At 68.5% G+C, this 18,368-nt stretch carries 17 protein-coding genes and 2 pseudogenes; 17 read left to right on the top strand and 2 right to left on the bottom strand.

Annotated features, from left to right (window positions below; all coding sequences use genetic code 11):
* Positions 1–68: 68 nt before the first annotated feature.
* Complete coding sequence (locus AB8998_RS18970) at positions 69–1,469, top strand: IS1380 family transposase (RefSeq protein WP_369736302.1); 1,401 nt, start codon at positions 69–71, stop codon at positions 1,467–1,469.
* Between the two features lie 179 nt (positions 1,470–1,648).
* Positions 1,649–1,963: a hypothetical protein gene (locus AB8998_RS18965; RefSeq protein ID WP_369739282.1), complete on the top strand. Its 315-nt coding sequence runs from the start codon at positions 1,649–1,651 to the stop codon at positions 1,961–1,963.
* 289 nt (positions 1,964–2,252) lie between these two features.
* Here the strand turns inward: AB8998_RS18965 and AB8998_RS18960 are convergent, their stop codons facing one another.
* The gene (locus AB8998_RS18960; protein ID WP_369736302.1) at positions 2,253–3,653 is read right to left on the bottom strand and encodes an IS1380 family transposase; all 1,401 of its coding nucleotides are present in this window, start codon (positions 3,651–3,653) and stop codon (positions 2,253–2,255) included.
* A 126-nt stretch (positions 3,654–3,779) separates the two neighbouring features.
* On the opposite strand from AB8998_RS18960, the pseudogene AB8998_RS18955 reads away from it, so the two are divergent.
* The 11 genes and pseudogenes from AB8998_RS18955 to AB8998_RS18905 form a co-directional block, all read left to right on the top strand.
* Positions 3,780–4,709 (top strand): annotated as a pseudogene (locus AB8998_RS18955) (MMPL family transporter); the annotation flags it as partial.
* Positions 4,710–5,171: 462 nt separating this feature from the next.
* Positions 5,172–7,226, top strand: a complete 2,055-nt coding sequence (gene thrS, locus AB8998_RS18950) for a threonine--tRNA ligase (RefSeq protein WP_369739281.1) — start codon at positions 5,172–5,174, stop codon at positions 7,224–7,226.
* Positions 7,219–7,794 carry an ATP adenylyltransferase gene (locus AB8998_RS18945; RefSeq protein WP_369739280.1) on the top strand — a complete coding sequence of 192 codons (576 nt, stop codon included), beginning with the start codon at positions 7,219–7,221 and terminating at the stop codon, positions 7,792–7,794. Before thrS ends, AB8998_RS18945 begins: the two co-directional genes overlap by 8 nt.
* A 99-nt stretch (positions 7,795–7,893) precedes the next feature.
* A complete protein-coding gene (pgsA, locus tag AB8998_RS18940) occupies positions 7,894–8,526 on the top strand; it encodes a phosphatidylinositol phosphate synthase (protein ID WP_369739279.1) in 633 nt (210 codons plus the stop codon).
* Entirely contained in the window at positions 8,523–9,443 is a 921-nt protein-coding gene (locus AB8998_RS18935) for a phosphatidylinositol mannoside acyltransferase (protein WP_369739278.1), read from the top strand. Before pgsA ends, AB8998_RS18935 begins: the two co-directional genes overlap by 4 nt.
* Positions 9,443–10,567 carry a glycosyltransferase family 4 protein gene (locus tag AB8998_RS18930; RefSeq protein ID WP_369739277.1) on the top strand — a complete coding sequence of 375 codons (1,125 nt, stop codon included), beginning with the start codon at positions 9,443–9,445 and terminating at the stop codon, positions 10,565–10,567. Before AB8998_RS18935 ends, AB8998_RS18930 begins: the two co-directional genes overlap by 1 nt.
* The gene (locus AB8998_RS18925; protein WP_369739276.1) at positions 10,567–11,601 is read left to right on the top strand and encodes an NUDIX hydrolase; all 1,035 of its coding nucleotides are present in this window, start codon (positions 10,567–10,569) and stop codon (positions 11,599–11,601) included. Before AB8998_RS18930 ends, AB8998_RS18925 begins: the two co-directional genes overlap by 1 nt.
* An 88-nt stretch (positions 11,602–11,689) precedes the next feature.
* Positions 11,690–12,595 carry a pyridoxal 5'-phosphate synthase lyase subunit PdxS gene (gene pdxS, locus AB8998_RS18920; RefSeq protein WP_369739275.1) on the top strand — a complete coding sequence of 302 codons (906 nt, stop codon included), beginning with the start codon at positions 11,690–11,692 and terminating at the stop codon, positions 12,593–12,595.
* A 10-nt stretch (positions 12,596–12,605) separates the two neighbouring features.
* A complete protein-coding gene (gene tesB / locus AB8998_RS18915; RefSeq protein ID WP_369739274.1) occupies positions 12,606–13,445 on the top strand; it encodes an acyl-CoA thioesterase II in 840 nt (279 codons plus the stop codon).
* Positions 13,442–14,038, top strand: coding sequence for a pyridoxal 5'-phosphate synthase glutaminase subunit PdxT (pdxT, locus tag AB8998_RS18910; RefSeq protein ID WP_369739273.1), 597 nt, complete (start codon positions 13,442–13,444; stop codon positions 14,036–14,038). The genes tesB and pdxT overlap by 4 nt, the downstream gene beginning before the upstream one ends.
* Positions 14,039–14,265: 227 nt before the next feature.
* Positions 14,266–15,018 carry a YebC/PmpR family DNA-binding transcriptional regulator gene (locus AB8998_RS18905; RefSeq protein ID WP_369739272.1) on the top strand — a complete coding sequence of 251 codons (753 nt, stop codon included), beginning with the start codon at positions 14,266–14,268 and terminating at the stop codon, positions 15,016–15,018.
* Positions 15,019–15,122: 104 nt separating this feature from the next.
* On the opposite strand, the pseudogene AB8998_RS18900 reads toward AB8998_RS18905, so the two are convergent.
* Positions 15,123–15,272: pseudogene (locus AB8998_RS18900) on the bottom strand (DUF4178 domain-containing protein); the annotation flags it as partial.
* Positions 15,273–15,421: 149 nt separating this feature from the next.
* Between AB8998_RS18900 and ruvC the strand changes: the two are divergent.
* The 4 genes from ruvC to AB8998_RS18880 all read left to right on the top strand — a co-directional run bounded on the left by ruvC (position 15,422) and on the right by AB8998_RS18880 (position 18,358).
* On the top strand, positions 15,422–15,976 hold the full coding sequence (ruvC, locus tag AB8998_RS18895) for a crossover junction endodeoxyribonuclease RuvC (RefSeq protein ID WP_369739271.1): 555 nt from the start codon (positions 15,422–15,424) through the stop codon (positions 15,974–15,976).
* Positions 15,973–16,569: a Holliday junction branch migration protein RuvA gene (gene ruvA, locus AB8998_RS18890; protein WP_369739270.1), complete on the top strand. Its 597-nt coding sequence runs from the start codon at positions 15,973–15,975 to the stop codon at positions 16,567–16,569. Before ruvC ends, ruvA begins: the two co-directional genes overlap by 4 nt.
* Positions 16,566–17,615 carry a Holliday junction branch migration DNA helicase RuvB gene (ruvB, locus tag AB8998_RS18885; RefSeq protein WP_369739269.1) on the top strand — a complete coding sequence of 350 codons (1,050 nt, stop codon included), beginning with the start codon at positions 16,566–16,568 and terminating at the stop codon, positions 17,613–17,615. The genes ruvA and ruvB overlap by 4 nt, the downstream gene beginning before the upstream one ends.
* Positions 17,616–17,689: 74 nt before the next feature.
* Positions 17,690–18,358 carry a hypothetical protein gene (locus tag AB8998_RS18880; RefSeq protein ID WP_369739268.1) on the top strand — a complete coding sequence of 223 codons (669 nt, stop codon included), beginning with the start codon at positions 17,690–17,692 and terminating at the stop codon, positions 18,356–18,358.
* Positions 18,359–18,368 lie beyond the last annotated feature (10 nt).

The following is an 18,368-nucleotide window of genomic DNA, read 5'->3' as shown; positions in this document are numbered from 1 at the left end:
GTGCACTGCCGCAAGGATAATCGGAGTATTCGAGGCTCGGTTATCCAGGATGGGAGTGCACCTGTCAGATGCAGGCTACTACGGATTGGTCGAAGAATGTCCGAGTTGAGGTCCGTGGCGACGACGTGGTCGGGCACGCCGGTAACGTGATACCCCGGTTGCTGGCCGACAATCTGGGTTTGACCAGCGGTTTGTCGTCGGTGCTGTCGCGCCCAGAAGTCACCCACGACCGAGGCGCGGTGTTGCGCGATGTGGCGGTATCGATCGCCGGCGGCGCGCAGAACCTGGCCGGCACCGCGGTGCTGCGCGATCAGCACCGGTTGTTTCAGGCGGTGGCGTCGGTTCCGACGATGTGGCGGTCCCTGGGCGAGATCGACGAGCAGAGCATCACCGAGGTCACGGCCGTGCGCAACAAGGTCCGCTCTCGGGTGTGGGAGGCGATCGAGGCCCGCCACGGTGCGATCCCGGCTTCGCAGACCTGCTATGGGGACCTCGGGGACACGATCGTGATCCGCATCGACGCGTCGCTGATTCAGTCGCACAGCGATAAGCAGCACGCCGCAGGCAATTTCAAAGGCGGGTTTGGCTTCCACCCGCTGTTGGCGTGGTGTGACAACACCGGCGAACTGCTGGCGGTGATCGCCCGTGCAGGCAACGCCGGCTCGAACACCGCGGCCGATCATATCGCGATCATCGACGCCGCGATCGCGGCGATCCCGGCCAAGTGGCGCCGCAAGTTGCTGGTCACCATCGACGGCGCGGGTTCAAGCCACGCCGTCGTCGAACACCTGGAGAAACTCAATGCCCGGCCGGGGATGTCAGTGGGCTACTCGGTCGGATTCGACCTCGATGAGCGGGTCCGGGTCGCGATCGGCCAGATGCCCGATGCGGGATGGCAAGCCGCACTGGATGCCACCGGAGCGGCCCGTGACGACGCCCAGGTCGCCGAGTTGACCGGGCTGCTGCGCCACAGCACCGGAGGGGATCGGCTGGTCGGCTGGCCGGCCGGCATGCGCATCCTGGTGCGGCGCGAAGAAATCGAACACGGCACCCAGTTGTCATTGTTCGAGCAGCTGGCCGGCTACCGCTACCAGGTCCTCGCCACCTCGACTGCCGGTGGACAACCCCAGCGACTGGAAGCCCGCCACCGCGTCCACGCCCGGGTGGAGGGCTTCATCCGCACCGGCAAAGACACCGGCCTGGCCCGCTGGCCCTCACACTCGTTCGCCATCAACACCGCTTGGGTCACCGCCGTCGCGATCGCCATCGACCTGCTGTGCTGGATGCGACTGCTACTCCTGGACGGCCCACTGGCCAAAGCCGAACCCGCCACCCTGCGCTACCGGCTGCTGCACGCCGCGGCCCGGCTGATCAAACGATCCCGCTACCTGATCCTGCGGATCCCCCAAACCTGGCCCTGGGCACAAGAATTCGCCGACGCCCTCAACAGGGTCCGCGCCATACCCTGACCCACAGGCCCCTATGCCCTCTCGACCCCAAGAAAGGAGTAACCACCCCCGGGATAAAGGACCCGGCGTCACCGCACGACACGCGGCGCCGCCGCCTACCCCCAGCCTCAAAACCTCGACAAAGCTGCCGCCCCGCAGACCGCCACAGCAGAACCCGGGCCACCGTGAAATTCTGAGGCATGGGGACGAAGATCGGCGAGAACATCAGCTTTCTGCGCGATCGCACGGCCGATATCGACACCCTCGCCGAGAAAATGAAGGGGGTTGCCGATGCGGCGAGTCGCATGGAGGAGGTGACGACGGAGATGGCGCGCGGCACCCATGTGTCGCATGAGGCCGCGGAGCAATTGAACACCGCCACCGAGGGGATGCGTGATCACCTGGCCGATTTCGACGACTTCTGGCGGCCTCCGCTCCTATTTCTACTGGGAACGGCACTGTTTCGACATCCCCATGTGCTGGTCGCTTCGGTCCGCGTTCGAGTTGACGGATGATATCGATAAGATCAGCGCAGCGACGACCCATCTGGTCGACGGCCTCGGCATCCTTGATGTGGCCACCCCCCAGCTGGCCGCTCAGACCCATCAACTGGCCGAGAAAACCTACCTCAGAATTTCACGGTGGCCCGGGTTCTGCTGTGGCGGTCTGCGGGGCGGCAGCTTTGTCGAGGTTTTGAGGCTGGGGGTAGGCGGCGGCGCCGCGTGTCGTGCGGTGACGCCGGGTCCTTTATCCCGGGGGTGGTTACTCCTTTCTTGGGGTCGAGAGGGCATAGGGGCCTGTGGGTCAGGGTATGGCGCGGACCCTGTTGAGGGCGTCGGCGAATTCTTGTGCCCAGGGCCAGGTTTGGGGGATCCGCAGGATCAGGTAGCGGGATCGTTTGATCAGCCGGGCCGCGGCGTGCAGCAGCCGGTAGCGCAGGGTGGCGGGTTCGGCTTTGGCCAGTGGGCCGTCCAGGAGTAGCAGTCGCATCCAGCACAGCAGGTCGATGGCGATCGCGACGGCGGTGACCCAAGCGGTGTTGATGGCGAACGAGTGTGAGGGCCAGCGGGCCAGGCCGGTGTCTTTGCCGGTGCGGATGAAGCCCTCCACCCGGGCGTGGACGCGGTGGCGGGCTTCCAGTCGCTGGGGTTGTCCACCGGCAGTCGAGGTGGCGAGGACCTGGTAGCGGTAGCCGGCCAGCTGCTCGAACAATGACAACTGGGTGCCGTGTTCGATTTCTTCGCGCCGCACCAGGATGCGCATGCCGGCCGGCCAGCCGACCAGCCGATCCCCTCCGGTGCTGTGGCGCAGCAGCCCGGTCAACTCGGCGACCTGGGCGTCGTCACGGGCCGCTCCGGTGGCATCCAGTGCGGCTTGCCATCCCGCATCGGGCATCTGGCCGATCGCGACCCGGACCCGCTCATCGAGGTCGAATCCGACCGAGTAGCCCACTGACATCCCCGGCCGGGCATTGAGTTTCTCCAGGTGTTCGACGACGGCGTGGCTTGAACCCGCGCCGTCGATGGTGACCAGCAACTTGCGGCGCCACTTGGCCGGGATCGCCGCGATCGCGGCGTCGATGATCGCGATATGATCGGCCGCGGTGTTCGAGCCGGCGTTGCCTGCACGGGCGATCACCGCCAGCAGTTCGCCGGTGTTGTCACACCACGCCAACAGCGGGTGGAAGCCAAACCCGCCTTTGAAATTGCCTGCGGCGTGCTGCTTATCGCTGTGCGACTGAATCAGCGACGCGTCGATGCGGATCACGATCGTGTCCCCGAGGTCCCCATAGCAGGTCTGCGAAGCCGGGATCGCACCGTGGCGGGCCTCGATCGCCTCCCACACCCGAGAGCGGACCTTGTTGCGCACGGCCGTGACCTCGGTGATGCTCTGCTCGTCGATCTCGCCCAGGGACCGCCACATCGTCGGAACCGACGCCACCGCCTGAAACAACCGGTGCTGATCGCGCAGCACCGCGGTGCCGGCCAGGTTCTGCGCGCCGCCGGCGATCGATACCGCCACATCGCGCAACACCGCGCCTCGGTCGTGGGTGACTTCTGGGCGCGACAGCACCGACGACAAACCGCTGGTCAAACCCAGATTGTCGGCCAGCAACCGGGGTATCACGTTACCGGCGTGCCCGACCACGTCGTCGCCACGGACCTCAACTCGGACATTCTTCGACCAATCCGTAGTAGCCTGCATCTGACAGGTGCACTCCCATCCTGGATAACCGAGCCTCGAATACTCCGATTATCCTTGCGGCAGTGCACCTTTCACGTTAACGACACCCCTGAGCTCCACATTCGATGAAAAATCCAGGCCTATGCAATGCAGGCTCTGACGCTTACGCTGCAAAGCACGCTACATGCGCTTATTCCGCAGTTGGACTCCATGATCAATCCGATGGTTGACATGGCCCAAGCGTTCGATAATGCCAAAAATGACGACTTTTTCTTCCTGCCACCGGAATCTTTCCAGACCCACGATTTCAAGGTTGGTCTCGATTTTTTCGTGACGCGAGACGGTAAAGGCACTCGGATCATTATTTATCACAAGGGCGAGGCCATGAGCATGGCGGGAATTAAGCAGGTCGAGGCTGCGATGTCCGCCGCGAAGGAATCTCTTAAAGGCACGTCACTATCGAATGCCCGACTGTACATGTCAGGTGCCGCATCCAACTACCGAGACATCAAAGATTATTCGCGTAACGACGTCATGATCATGATGCTGGCAACGTTCAGTCTGGTATTCGCCATCCTTGTTGTCCTGACCCGCGCTTTGATCGGCGCCATTGTCGTACTCCTCACCGTGATTCTTTCATTTGGAGCCGCATATGGGCTGTCCTCATTTATCTGGGTGCAGCTACTCCATCAAGACATGTACTGGCTGACGCTGCCGATCGCGTTTATCGTTCTCGTGGCAGTCGGGTGTGACTACAACTTGCTGCTGCTTTCTCGGTATAGAGAGGAAATCCACGCCGGAGTGAAGACCGGAGTGATCCGGGCGATGGGAAGCGCTGGGAGCTCGGTGGTCACCGCGGGTGTCGTGTTTGCCATCACAATGCTGGCACTTCTATCCAGTGATGTCCTCAATGTCGGCCAGGCCGGCTCGACTATTTGCATCGGACTGCTGTTCGATATGTTGATCGTCCGGATATTCCTGGTCATGCCACTGGCGCGCCTTCTCGGCCGGTGGTTCTGGTGGCCCGAAAAGATTCCCCTTCGCCCCCGCGCCGGCATGACCCCGGCCGCCAAGTAGCCGGCTTGAGCGAACGCTCACCAGCCGAGGGGGAGGCAGGGTGTTCAACACCAACACCAACCTCAAACTCGAAGTTCTGCAAGGTCGTGGCAACTGGCGAGAGCAAGTGGGCCGGGATGTGTCAAGGTGGATGAGACTGTTCCGTACTCGTTCATACTCGGATTTGATGAGTGCTTCGGGGATTGATTGGTTGGTTGATCCAAGCGACGGTTCGGAAGTTTCGGTGGGGTGGGTCGGCGATGCCGGAACCGGGCGGGGTTGGCGCCATAGACGAAAATGGCGACGCTGGTCGTCATCGTGGTGGCAGTTGGCGGGGTCATCGTGATGCGGTGCAGCAGGCAGGGCTGTGCCCGGTGGGGCTTAGATTGTCACCCGCGTCTGGAAGCGCACTGCTGGGTTCCGCACGGCCCCGATAGCATGGCAGCGATCGTTACCGCACCCTAAGCTTGGAGAGCCGACCCGATGACCGCCCCCGCACACCAAACCCCGGTAGTCCCGATAAGGGTGCCCGCCGGGACCACCGCGGCCGCCGCCGTGCGGGACGCGGGGTTGCCCGGTCGCGGGGCGCCCGACGCGATCGTGGTGGTGCGCGACGCCGAGGGCAAGCTGCGGGACCTGAGCTGGGTGCCCGACGCCGACGCCGAGGTCACCCCGGTGGCAGCCGACACCGAGGAGGGGCGCAGCGTCCTGCGGCACTCGACCGCCCACGTGTTGGCCCAGGCCGTCCAGGACCTGTTCCCGCAGGCCAAACTGGGCGTCGGGCCGCCGATCACCGACGGCTTCTACTACGACTTCGCGGTGCCCGAGCCGTTCACCCCCGAGGACCTGGCGGCGCTGGAGAAGCGGATGCGCCAGATCATCAAGGACGGCCAGCTGTTCGACCGGCGGGTCTATGAATCCACCGACGCCGCGCGCGCCGAACTGGCCGGCGAACCCTTCAAACTCGAACTCGTCGACGACAAGTCCGGCGACCCCGAGGTCATGGAGGTCGGTGGCGACGAGCTCACCGCCTACGACAACCTCAATCCCCGTACACGGGAACGAGTCTGGGGTGACCTGTGCCGCGGACCACACATCCCGACCACCAGGCACATCCCGGCGTTCAAGCTGACCCGTAGCTCGGCCGCCTACTGGCGGGGCGACCAGAGAAACGCCAGCATGCAACGCATCTACGGCACCGCCTGGGAGTCCCAGGAGGCGCTCGACCGCCACCTCGAACTGATCGAGGAGGCCCAGCGCCGCGACCACCGCAAGCTGGGCGCCGAGCTGGACCTGTTCAGCTTCCCCGACGAGATCGGTTCCGGCCTGGCGGTTTTCCACCCGAAGGGCGGCATCGTGCGCCGCGAGCTGGAGGAGTACTCGCGGCGCAAGCACATCGAGGCCGGCTACGAGTTCGTCAACACCCCCCACATCACGAAGGCGCAGCTGTTCCACACCTCGGGGCACCTGGACTGGTACGCCGACGGCATGTACCCGCCGATGCACTTGGACGCCGAGTACAACGACGACGGGAGCGTGCGCAAGCCGGGCCAGGACTACTACCTCAAGCCGATGAACTGCCCGATGCACACGCTGATATTCGCCGCGCGCGGGCGTTCCTATCGCGAACTCCCTCTGCGGCTCTTCGAATTCGGCACCGTGTACCGCTACGAGAAGTCCGGCGTCGTGCACGGGCTGACCCGGGCGCGCGGGTTCACCATGGACGACTCGCACATCTTCTGCACCCGCGAGCAGCTGCACGACGAGCTGGCGTCGCTGCTGCGGTTCGTGCTCGAGTTGCTCGGCGACTACGGGCTGGAGGACTTCTACCTGGAGCTGTCCACCAAGGATTCCGAGAAGTTCGTCGGCTCCGACGAGATGTGGGAGCAGGCCACCGAGTCGCTGGCGCGGGTGGCGGCCGAGTCGGGCCTCGAGCTGGTGCCCGACCCCGGCGGTGCGGCGTTCTACGGACCGAAGATCTCGGTGCAGGCCCGCGACGCGCTGGGCCGCAGCTGGCAGATGTCCACCATCCAGGTGGACTTCAACTTTCCCGAGCGTTTCGAACTCGAGTACACCGCCCCCGACGGGACCCGCCGGCGTCCGGTGATGATCCACCGGGCGCTGTTCGGGTCGATCGAGCGGTTCTTCGGCATCCTCACCGAGCACTACGCCGGAGCGTTCCCGGCCTGGCTCGCGCCCGTCCAGGTGGTCGGGATCCCGGTGGCCGATGAGCACATCGCCTATCTGGAAGATGTTGCGGCGCAGCTGAAGTCGCGCGGGGTGCGCGTCGAGGTGGACGGTAGTGACGACCGGATGGCCAAGAAGATCGTCCATCACACCGCCCAGAAGGTGCCGTTCATGCTGCTCGCCGGGGACCGCGACGTGGAGGCCGGGGCGGTGAGCTTCCGCTTCGGCGACCGCAGCCAGATCAACGGCGTGGCGCGCGACAGCGCGGTCGATGCCATCCTGAGGTGGCTTGCTAATCGCGAGAATGCTTTCCCCACAGCGAAATTGGTGAAGGTGGCACCCGTTGAGTGACCCGGAGGATGACGTGGAACACGCCGACGAGGCCATCCTCGACACAGGTGTCGGCGAATGCGACCATCTGCAGCGGTTGTGGACGCCCTACCGGATGACCTACCTGGCCGAAGCGCCGCGCCAGCGCGACGACACCAAATCCGCGCAGCCGTTCACCGACATTCCCCGCCTCTCCGACGAGGAGGGCCTGGTGGTCGCGCGCGGCGAGCTGGTCTACGCCGTGCTCAACCTGTATCCCTACAACCCCGGGCATCTGATGGTGGTGCCGTATCGGCGGGTCTCCGAACTGGAGGACCTGACCGATCGCGAGAGCTCCGAGCTGATGGCGTTCACGCAGAAGGCGATTCGCGTCATCAAGAGCGTCTCGCAGCCGCACGGGTTCAACGTCGGTCTGAACCTGGGCACCTCGGCGGGCGGGTCGCTGGCCGAGCATCTGCACGTGCACGTCGTGCCCCGCTGGGGCGGCGACGCCAACTTCATCACCATCATCGGCGGCTCGAAGGTGATTCCGCAGCTGCTGCGCGACACGCGCCAGCTGCTGGCCGCGGAGTGGGGCAGACAGCCATGAGCCGTGAGGCATCAGCGGCGCACATGAGTCGCGGCGCGACGATGCAGATCGGAGCGATGAGGTGGGGGCACCTCCCGCTTGCGGGGGAGAGCGGCGCACATGAGTAAGGCGCCCTTCCTGTCGCGGGCGGCGTTCGCGCGGATCACGACTCCCGCCGCCCGGGCCATGTTGCGCCTCGGTTTCACGCCCGACGCCGTCACCATCCTGGGCGCCGTCGTGTCGGTGACGGCGGCGCTGACCCTGTTCCCGATGGGCAGGCTGTTCGTCGGCGCGGTGGTGATCTGGTTCTTCGTCATGTTCGACATGCTCGACGGGGCGATGGCCCGCCTGCGGGGCGGAGGCACCCGCTTCGGCGCGGTGCTGGACGCGACCTGCGACCGCGTCAGCGACGGCGCGGTGTTCGGCGGGCTGCTGTGGTGGGCGGCGTTCGGCCTGCACGACCGGCTCCTGGTGGCGGCCACGTTGATCTGCCTGGTCACCTCGCAGGTGATCTCCTACATCAAGGCCCGCGCCGAGGCCAGCGGGTTGCGCGGGGACGGTGGGCTCATCGAGCGCCCGGAGCGGCTGATCATCGTGCTGGCCGGCGCGGGCGTGTCGGACTTCCCGTTCGTCGCGTGGCCGCCCGCCCTTCCCGTCGCGATGTGGCTGCTGGCGGTGGCCAGCGTGCTCACCTGCGTCCAGCGGCTGCATACGGTGCGGACTTCTCCCGGTGCGACGGAGCACATGCCGTGATCCTGAATCCGGACCGCCTGACCGGCGCCGTCAGCGACTGGACGTATGCGACCGGTTGGCGCGCGGTGCGGGCGATGCCCGAATTCGCTGCCCGCGCCGTCTTCGACGCGGGGGCGCGCTACGCGGCCCGGCGCGGCGGCCCGGCGCAGTTGCGCAAGAACCTGGCCCGCGTCATCGGGGTGCGCCCGGCCGAGGTGCCCGACGCGCTGATGCGCGCGTCACTGGCCTCCTACGCGCGCTATTGGCGGGAGGCGTTCCGGCTGCCATCGATGGACCTGCGCGCGTTGGCCGGAGAACTCGACGCTGCATTCCGGGGCGCCGACAACCTGGACGCGGCGCTGACTGCGGGCCGCGGCGCGGTGTGCGCATTGCCGCACAGCGGGAACTGGGACATGGCCGGCGTGTGGTTCACGCAATCCCGTGACACCTTCACCACCGTCGCCGAACGCCTCGAACCCGAGTCGTTGTACCGGCGTTTCGTTCGCTATCGCGAGAGCCTCGGCTTCGAGGTGCTGCCGCTGTCCGGCGGCGAGCGGCCACCCTTCGAGGTGCTGTGCGACCGGCTGCGGGACAACCGGGTGGTCTGCCTGATGGCCGATCGCGACCTCACCCGCACCGGTGTCCACGTCGACTTCTTCGGCGAAGTCACCCGGATGCCGGCCGGACCGGCGAAGCTGGCGATCGCCACCGGGGCGGACCTGCTTCCGGTGCATTGCTGGTTCGACGGCGATGGTTGGGGCTTCTCTGTGCACCCGCCGCTGGATTGCACCGGTGGTGACGTCGGCGCGATCACCCAGGCGCTGGCCGATCAGTTCGCCACGAACATCGCCGCCCACCCCGAGGACTGGCACATGATGCAGCCGCTGTGGCTGGCCGACCTTTCGGAGGCCAGGCGGGCGCGTCTGAGGCAAGCCTGATGCGCATCGGGATGGTGTGCCCGTACTCGTTCGACGTGCCGGGCGGGGTGCAGTCGCACGTCCTGCAGCTGGCCGAGGTGATGCGCGCCCGCGGGCACGAGGTCAGCGTGCTCGCCCCGGCGTCCCCCGATGCGTCGCTGCCCGAGTACGTCGTGTCGGCCGGCAGGGCGATCCCGATCCCCTACAACGGCTCGGTGGCGCGGCTGCAGTTCAGCCCGGCGGTGCACGGCCGTGTCCGGCGCTGGCTGGCCGAGGGCGATTTCGACGTGCTGCACCTGCACGAACCCAACGCGCCCAGCCTGTCGATGTGGGCGCTGCGGGTGGCCGAGGGCCCGATCGTGGCGACGTTTCACACCTCGACGACCAAGTCGCTGACGCTGGCGGTGTTCCAGGGGGTGCTGCGGCCCTGGCACGAGAAGATCGTCGGGCGGATCGCGGTGTCCGACCTGGCCCGGCGCTGGCAGATGGAGGCGCTGGGCACCGACGCGGTGGAGATCCCCAACGGCGTCGACGTCGCCTCGTTCGCCTCGACGCCGCTGCTGGACGGGTACCCGCGGCCCGGCAAGACGGTGCTGTTTTTGGGCCGCTACGACGAGCCCCGCAAGGGCGTGTCGGTGCTGCTCGACGCCCTGCCGCGGGTGGTGGAGCGGTTCGCGGATGTGCAACTGCTGGTCGTCGGCCACGGCGACGAGCACGAACTGCGCGCCCGCGCGGGCGGGTTGGTGCGCCACATCCGTTTCTTGGGCCTGGTCGACGACGCGGCAAAGGCGTCGGCGATGCGCAGTGCCGACGTGTACTGCGCACCCAACATCGGCGGCGAGAGCTTCGGCATCGTGCTGGTGGAGGCGATGGCCGCGGGCACCGCGGTGGTGACCAGCGACCTGCACGCGTTCCGGCGCGTGCTGCGCGACGGCGAGTTGGGGCGCCTGGTGCCCGTCGGCGACCCCGACGCGCTGGCCGACGGGTTGATCGCGGTGCTGGGGGACGAGGAGCTGCGGCAACGCTATGTGGCGGCCGGTTCCGAGGCGGTCGAACGCTACGACTGGTCGGTGGTGGCCAGCCAGATCATGCGGGTGTACGAGACGGTCGCCGGGGCGGGCGTCAAGGTTCAGGTGGCCAGCTGATGACCTGGTTGATCGTCGCGACGGCGGTGCTCGTCCTGGTGCTGGCGGTGTCCGGCGCGTGGGCGTATCAGACGGCCAACCGGCTCGACCGGCTGAACGTGCGCTACGACCTGTCCTGGCAGGCGCTCGACGGCGCGCTGGCCCGGCGGGCCGTGGTCGCGCGCGCCGTGGCGATCGACGCCTATGGCGGGGCCACGGGGGCTCAGGGGGGCAGGCGGCTGGCCGCGCTGGCCGACGCCGCCGAGGGCGCGGCCCGATCCGAGCGGGAGAACGCGGAGAACGAGCTGTCCGCGGCGCTGGCGATGGTCGACCCCGCGTCGCTGCCGGCCGGGCTGATCGCCGAGCTGGCCGACGCCGAGGCCAGGGTGCTGCTGGCGCGCCGGTTCCACAACGACGCGGTGCGCGACACCCTCGCGCTGGCCGAGCGGCGACCGGTGCGCGCCTTGCGGCTCGGAGGAAGGGCGCCACTGCCGAGCTATTTCGAAATCGTCGAACGATCGCATGCGCTGGCGTACCGCGATCACGGAGTGCTCAACCACCGCACGTCGGCGCGGGTGGTGCTGCTCGACGAGACCGGCTCGGTGCTGCTGCTGTGCGGGTCGGACCCGGCGATCACCGACGGTCCCGCGCCCCGGTGGTGGTTCACCGTCGGCGGCAAGGTCGGGCCGGGGGAGCGGCTGGCCGAGGCCGCCGCGCGGGAGGTGGCCGAGGAGACGGGCCTACGGGTGGCCGCGGCCGACATGGTGGGGCCCGTGTGGCGGCGCGACGAGGTCTTCGAGTTCAACGGTTCGCTGATCGACAGCGAGGAGTTCTTCTTCGTGTGCCGGACCCGGCGCTTCGAACCCGACTGTACTGCCCGCACCGAGCTGGAGCGGCGCTACATCCACGGCCACCGCTGGTGCGATGCCGCCGGCATCGCCGAGCTGGTCGCCGCCGGCCAGACCGTGTACCCGCTGCAGTTGGCCGAGCTGCTCGCCGAGGCGGCGGTGGTGGCCGGCAGCGGGTCACCGGGCCCGCTGCAGACCATCCGCTGAATCCGGCGGCGGGAAAATCGCTGGTGGCCCCCCACTACACTGGACGGGTACCGGCACGTGACAACGATCGAGAACGATAGAGGTAGCGGTGGACAGCGTGGCGCAGAACGGCACCGGGCGCGGAACGGCCCGGGTCAAACGCGGCATGGCGGAGATGCTCAAGGGCGGCGTCATCATGGACGTCGTCACCCCGGAGCAGGCCCGCATCGCCGAGGGCGCCGGGGCGGTCGCGGTGATGGCGCTGGAGCGAGTGCCCGCCGACATCCGTGCCCAGGGTGGGGTGTCGCGCATGAGCGACCCCGACATGATCGAGGGCATCAAGGACGCGGTCACCATCCCGGTGATGGCCAAGGCGCGCATCGGGCACTTCGTGGAGGCGCAGATTCTGCAGAGCCTGGGCGTGGACTACGTCGACGAGTCCGAGGTGCTGACCCCCGCCGACTACACCCACCACATCGACAAGTGGAAGTTCACCGTGCCGTTCGTGTGCGGGGCGACCAACCTCGGTGAGGCGCTGCGGCGCATCGGCGAGGGCGCGGCGATGATCCGGTCCAAGGGCGAGGCCGGCACCGGCGACGTGTCCAACGCAACGACGCACATGCGCGCGATCAGCGGCGAGATCCGCCGGCTGACGTCGCTGTCCGAGGACGAATTATATGTCGCGGCAAAGGAATTGCAGGCGCCCTACGACCTGGTGGTCGAGGTGGCGCGGGCCGGCAAACTGCCGGTCACGCTGTTCACCGCCGGCGGCATCGCCACGCCGGCCGACGCGGCGATGATGATGCAGCTCGGCGCCGAGGGCGTGTTCGTGGGCTCGGGCATCTTCAAATCGGGCGACCCCGCGCAGCGGGCCGCCGCGATCGTCAAGGCCACGGCGTTTTACGACGACCCCGACGTGTTGGCCAAGGTGTCGCGCGGCCTGGGCGAGCCGATGGTCGGCATCAACGTGGAGCAGATCGCGGCACCGGAGCGGCTGGCGCAGCGCGGCTGGTAAGAACTTCTCCGTGTCGATCGAGCAGATTCTCGATCTCGAGCAGCTCGAGGTCAACATCTATCGCGGTGGCGTGTTCAGCCCCGACTCCGGGTATTTCCAACGGACGTTCGGCGGTCATGTGGCCGGCCAGTCGCTGGTGTCGGCGGTGCGCACCGTCGAACCCGGTCACCTGGTGCACTCGCTGCACGGCTACTTCATCCGTCCCGGTGACGCCACGGCGCCCACGGTGTTCATCGTCGAGCGGCTACGCGACGGCGGCTCGTTCTGCACCCGCCGCGTCAACGCCGTCCAGCACGGCGAGACCATCTTCTCGATGTCGGCGTCGTTCCAGACTGACCAGGACGGCATCAACCACCAGGACGTCATGCCGGAGGCGCCCGCACCGGACGACGACCTGCCGGGGCTCAGCTCGATGCGGGTCTTCGACGATGCCGGTTTCCGCCAGTTCGACGAGTGGGACATCCGCATCGTGCCTCAGGACCGCCTGAAGCGCTTGCCCGGCAAGGCCTCCCAGCAGCAGGTGTGGTTCCGCCACCGCGACCCGCTGCCCGACGACCCGGTGCTGCACATCTGCGCGCTGGCCTACATGAGCGACCTGACACTGCTGGGCTCGGCTCAGGTCACCCATCTCGACGAGCGCGAGCACCTGCAGGTGGCCTCGCTCGACCACGCGATGTGGTTCATGCGGGTGTTCCGTGCCGACGAGTGGCTCCTCTACGACCAGTCGTCCCCGTCGGCGTGCGGCGGCCGCTCGCTGTGCCAGGGCAAGATCTTCAACCAGCGCGGCGAGATGGTGGCCGCGGTCATGCAGGAGGGCCTGACCCGCTTCCCCCGCGGCTACCACCCGTGAGTCGACCGCGGATCGGGGTGCTGGCACTGCAGGGCGACACCCGCGAGCATCTGGCCGCGCTGCGCGAGGCCGGCGCCGACGCTATTCCGGTGCGCCGTCGCGGCGAACTCGAGGCGGTGAGCGGGCTGGTCATCCCGGGTGGGGAGTCCACCACCATGAGCCACCTGCTGCGCGAACTGGACCTGCTCGAGCCGCTGCGGGCGCGGCTGGCCGGCGGGTTGCCGGCCTACGGCGCGTGTGCGGGCATGATCCTGCTGGCCAGCGAGATCCTCGACGCGGGTGTCGGCGGGCGGGCGGCGCTGCCGTTGCGCGGGATCGACATGACGGTGCGGCGCAACGCCTTCGGGCGCCAGGTCGACTCGTTCGAGGGCGACATCGGGTTCGCGGGCCTGGACGATCCGGTGCGGGCGGTGTTCATCCGCGCGCCCTGGGTGGAGCGCACCGGCGACGGCGTGCAGGTACTGGCGCGCGCGGCGGGACATCCCGTCGCGGTGCGCCAGGGCCCGGTGCTGGCGACGGCGTTCCATCCGGAGATGACGGGCGACCGCCGCATCCACCGGCTGTTCGTCGACATCGTCAACGGCGTCGCCTGAGCCCCACGGCGTCACACCAGTGACATCGGCACCGCGAGACGGTGGCCACCGCGATCCGAAAACCGATAGCGCATGCGATATCGCTTTTGCGAACCGGCGCCGGCCTTCCTTTCTGTGACCGGTGGGTTCATTGAGGCGTCGGGGGAGTGGCCGCGCGATCGGCCCCGACCGCCCACGTAGACTCGTTGGGCGAACTTCGAAGAAGACAGAAGAGGTAGAGGACAGCGATGAGCGGCCATTCCAAGTGGGCCACCACCAAGCACCAGAAGGCCGTCAAAGATGCGCGCCGCGGCAAGGAGTTCGCCCGCCTGATCAAGAACATCGAGGTCGCCGCCCGTACCGGCGGTGGCGACCCGGCGGGCAACCCGACGCTCTACGACGCGATTCAGAAGGCCAAGAAGACCTCGGTGCCCAACGACAACATCGAGCGCGCCCGCAAGCGGGGAGCCGGCGAGGAGGCCGGGGGCGCCGACTGGCAAACCATCACCTACGAGGGCTACGCCCCCAACGGGGTGGCGGTGCTGATCGAGTGCCTCACCGACAACCGCAACCGCGCCGCCAGCGAGGTGCGGGTGGCGATGACGCGCAACGGCGGCACCATGGCCGACCCCGGGTCGGTGGCCTACCTGTTCGCCCGCAAGGGCGTGATCACCCTGGAGAAGAACGGCCTGACCGAGGACGACGTGCTGGCGGCCGTGCTCGAGGCGGGCGCCGAGGACGTCACCGACCTCGGCGACAGCTTCGAGATCCTCACCGAGCCGACCGACCTGGTCGCCGTGCGGACCGCGCTGCAGGACGCCGGCATCGACTATGACTCCGCCGACGCGGGCTTCCAGCCGTCGGTGACCGTGCCGCTGGACGCCGAGGGCGCCCGCAAGGTGATGAAACTCGTCGACGCGCTCGAGGACAGCGACGACGTGCAGGACGTCTGGACCAACGCCGACATCTCCGACGAGGTCCTGGCCCAGATCGAGGACTGACCCGCGTTTGGCGTTGCTGGTGGGGGGTAGTTAGTCGGCCTGCCCGACATGCTGGTCGAACCGCCCAATGAAGTCGTCAAGTTCCTCAAGGCTCAGCACGATCTCGGCTGGTCGCCACCTTCCAGCAAATGCTCCCACCAGACGAACGGATCCTCGCGGAACGCCACCGACCCGCGGACCACGTAGTCGACGCCGCCGTGGCTGACGATCGCGCCGGGGCCGAGTTGCCGCGGGCCGAACTGCGGCATCGCGTCGGAGAGAGCAAACGCGCCGCTTCAACGTAGCAGTATCTCGCCACGATGACATTCGAGGAGAACCGGGGCCGGCGCCGCGTGTCCTGCCCGCCGGTGTCGGCGCCGCCCGCTAGGGTATCGAACAGCTGTTCTACAGGCGGGAGCGGGCAATGCGGGTGATGGGCGTGGACCCCGGGCTGACCCGATGCGGGCTGTCGGTCGTCGAGAGCGGCCGCGGCCGCCGGGTTGTCGCGCTGGACGTCGACGTGGTGCGCACCCCAGCGCAGACGCCCGTGCCCGAACGGTTGCTGGCCATCAGCGACTCCGTCGAGCACTGGCTGGACACCCACCTCCCCGACGTGGTAGCCATCGAGCGGGTGTTCTCTCAGCACAACGTCTCCACAGTGATGGGCACCGCGCAGGCCGGCGGTGTCGTCGCGCTGGCGGCCGCCAAACGCGGCATCGACGTTCACTTCCACACGCCCAGCGAGGTCAAGGCCGCGGTCACCGGAAACGGGTCCGCCGACAAGGCGCAGGTCACCGCGATGGTCACCAGAATCCTTGCGCTGCAGGCCAAACCGACGCCCGCCGACGCCGCCGACGCGCTGGCCCTGGCGATCTGCCACTGCTGGCGGGCGCCGATGATCGCCCGGATGGCCGCCGCGCAGGAGAAGGCCGCCCAGCAGCGCCGCACGTTCGCCGCGAAGATCGAGGCGGCGCGGTGATCGCCTCGGTCCGCGGAGAGGTGCTCGACGTGGCGCTCGACCACGTCGTCATCGAGGCCGCCGGTGTGGGATACAAGCTGATGGCCACCCCGTCCACGCTGGCGTCGCTGCGCCGCGGCGCGGAGGCCCGGCTGGTCACCGCGATGATCGTGCGCGAGGACTCGATGACGTTGTACGGGTTCGCCGACGCCGACGCCCGCGACCTGTTCCTGACGCTGCTGGGGGTCTCCGGCGTCGGGCCGAAGATTGCCCTGGCTACCCTCGCGGTCTACGACGCGCCCGCGCTGCGCCAGGTGTTGCGCGACGGCGACGTCAGCGCCCTGACCCGGGTGCCGGGCATCGGCAAACGCGGTGCCGAGCGCATGGTGCTCGAGCTGCGCGACAAGGTCGGTGCCGGCGCCGCGGGCACGGCGGCCGGCGCCGCCCCCAACGGGCACGCGGTGCGCGGTCCCGTCGTGGAGGCCCTGGTCGGCCTGGGCTTCGCCGCCAAACAGGCCGAGGAGGCCACCGACAAGGTGCTGGCCGGGGACGCGGACGCGACGACGTCCAGCGCCCTGCGGGCCGCGCTCTCGCTGCTCGGGAAGTCGCGGTGACCGAAGACGATTACGCCGATCGCGAGCTGTCCCCGTCGCTGACCGTCGGCGAGGGCGACGTCGACGTCAGCCTGCGGCCCCGCTCCCTGCGGGAGTTCATCGGCCAGCCGCGGGTGCGTGAACAGCTGCAGCTGGTCATCGAGGGCGCCAAGAACCGCGGCGGCACCCCCGACCACATCCTGCTGTCGGGCCCGCCCGGGCTGGGCAAGACGTCGCTGGCCATGATCATCGCCGCCGAGCTGGGGTCGTCGCTGCGGGTGACGTCCGGGCCCGCCCTGGAACGCGCCGGCGACCTGGCCGCCATGCTGTCCAACCTCGTCGAGCACGACGTGCTGTTCATCGACGAGATCCACCGCATCGCCCGGCCGGCCGAGGAGATGCTGTATCTGGCGATGGAGGACTTCCGGGTCGACGTCGTCGTCGGGAAAGGCCCGGGGGCGACGTCGATCCCGCTGGAGGTGGCGCCGTTCACACTGGTCGGTGCGACCACCCGGTCCGGCGCGCTGACCGGCCCGCTGCGCGACCGATTCGGGTTCACCGCGCACATGGACTTCTACGAGCCGGCCGAGCTGGAGCGAGTGCTGAGCCGCTCGGCCGGGATCCTGGGCATCGAGCTGGGCGCGGAGGCCGGCGCGGAGATCGCGCGGCGCTCGCGCGGCACGCCGCGGATCGCCAACCGGCTGCTGCGCCGGGTCCGTGACTTCGCCGAGGTGCGCGCCGACGGCGTCATCACCCGCGACGTCGCCAAATCCGCCCTGGCGGTCTACGACGTCGACGAGCTGGGCCTGGATCGGCTGGACCGGGCGGTGCTGTCGGCGCTGACCCGCAACTTCGGCGGCGGCCCGGTCGGGGTGTCGACGCTGGCGGTGGCGGTCGGGGAGGAGGCCGCCACCGTCGAGGAGGTGTGCGAGCCGTTCCTGGTGCGCGCCGGCATGGTCGCGCGCACCCCGCGCGGCCGGGTGGCCACCGCGCTGGCCTGGACGCACCTGGGCATGACGCCGCCGGCGGGGGCTGCCGGGCTCGGCCAGCCCGGCCTGTTCGACTGAGACGCCGGTTACATCCGGACACGGTTCGGGTACCCGTAGATACCCGTTCAGCCCGTGTCTATCGAGGAGATGTCATGAAGAACGCAGAGCTGGACCACTCGGGCGGGCTGCGCATGCCGCGCTCGCGCGGCGCGGTCAGCGGATTGCTGCTGATCTGCCTGGGTGCGTGGGGCGCATTGATCCCGTTCGTCGGCCCCCACTTCGATTTCGCCTACACCCCCGACCAGGTGTGGGCCTGGACCTCGGCCCGGGGCTGGTTGGAAGTACTGCCGGGCGCCACCGCCGTCGTGGGCGGCCTGCTGGTGACGTTCTCCGGCAACCGGCTGAGCGCGATGCTGGGCGGCTGGCTGGCGGTGCTGGCCGGCGCCTGGTTCATCCTCGGCGAGGAGGTCGCCCCGATCCTGCGGATCGGGTCCCCCGGCGATCCGGTTGCGGCCACCGACCGCAAGCGGGCCGTCCTCGAGATCTCCTACTTCTCCGGGCTGGGCGCGCTGATCGTCTTCGTCGGCGCGGTCGTCCTGGCGCTGACGACGGTCCGACTGGCCCGCGACGTGCCACCCGTGGCGGCGGCCGCGGCGGCGCAACCCGAAGCGCCGATGCCGGCCTACGAGCCGTACGCGGCCCCCTACGCGCAGCCAGCGGCCGAGGAGGTCTCACCGGATGCTACGACCAGGGCGCGCCACGAAGGCGATCGCAAATCCGCGCGGGGCTGGCGCCGCCAGCGCGCGGGCACCGGCGCCTGACCCGATAGCG

This window comes from Mycobacterium sp. HUMS_12744610, from assembly GCF_041206865.1.
GTDB classification, from domain to species: Bacteria; Actinomycetota; Actinomycetes; order Mycobacteriales; family Mycobacteriaceae; genus Mycobacterium; species Mycobacterium servetii.
The sequence above is the reverse complement of the archived record's forward strand: the minus strand, read 5'-3'. Positions and strand labels throughout refer to the sequence as shown.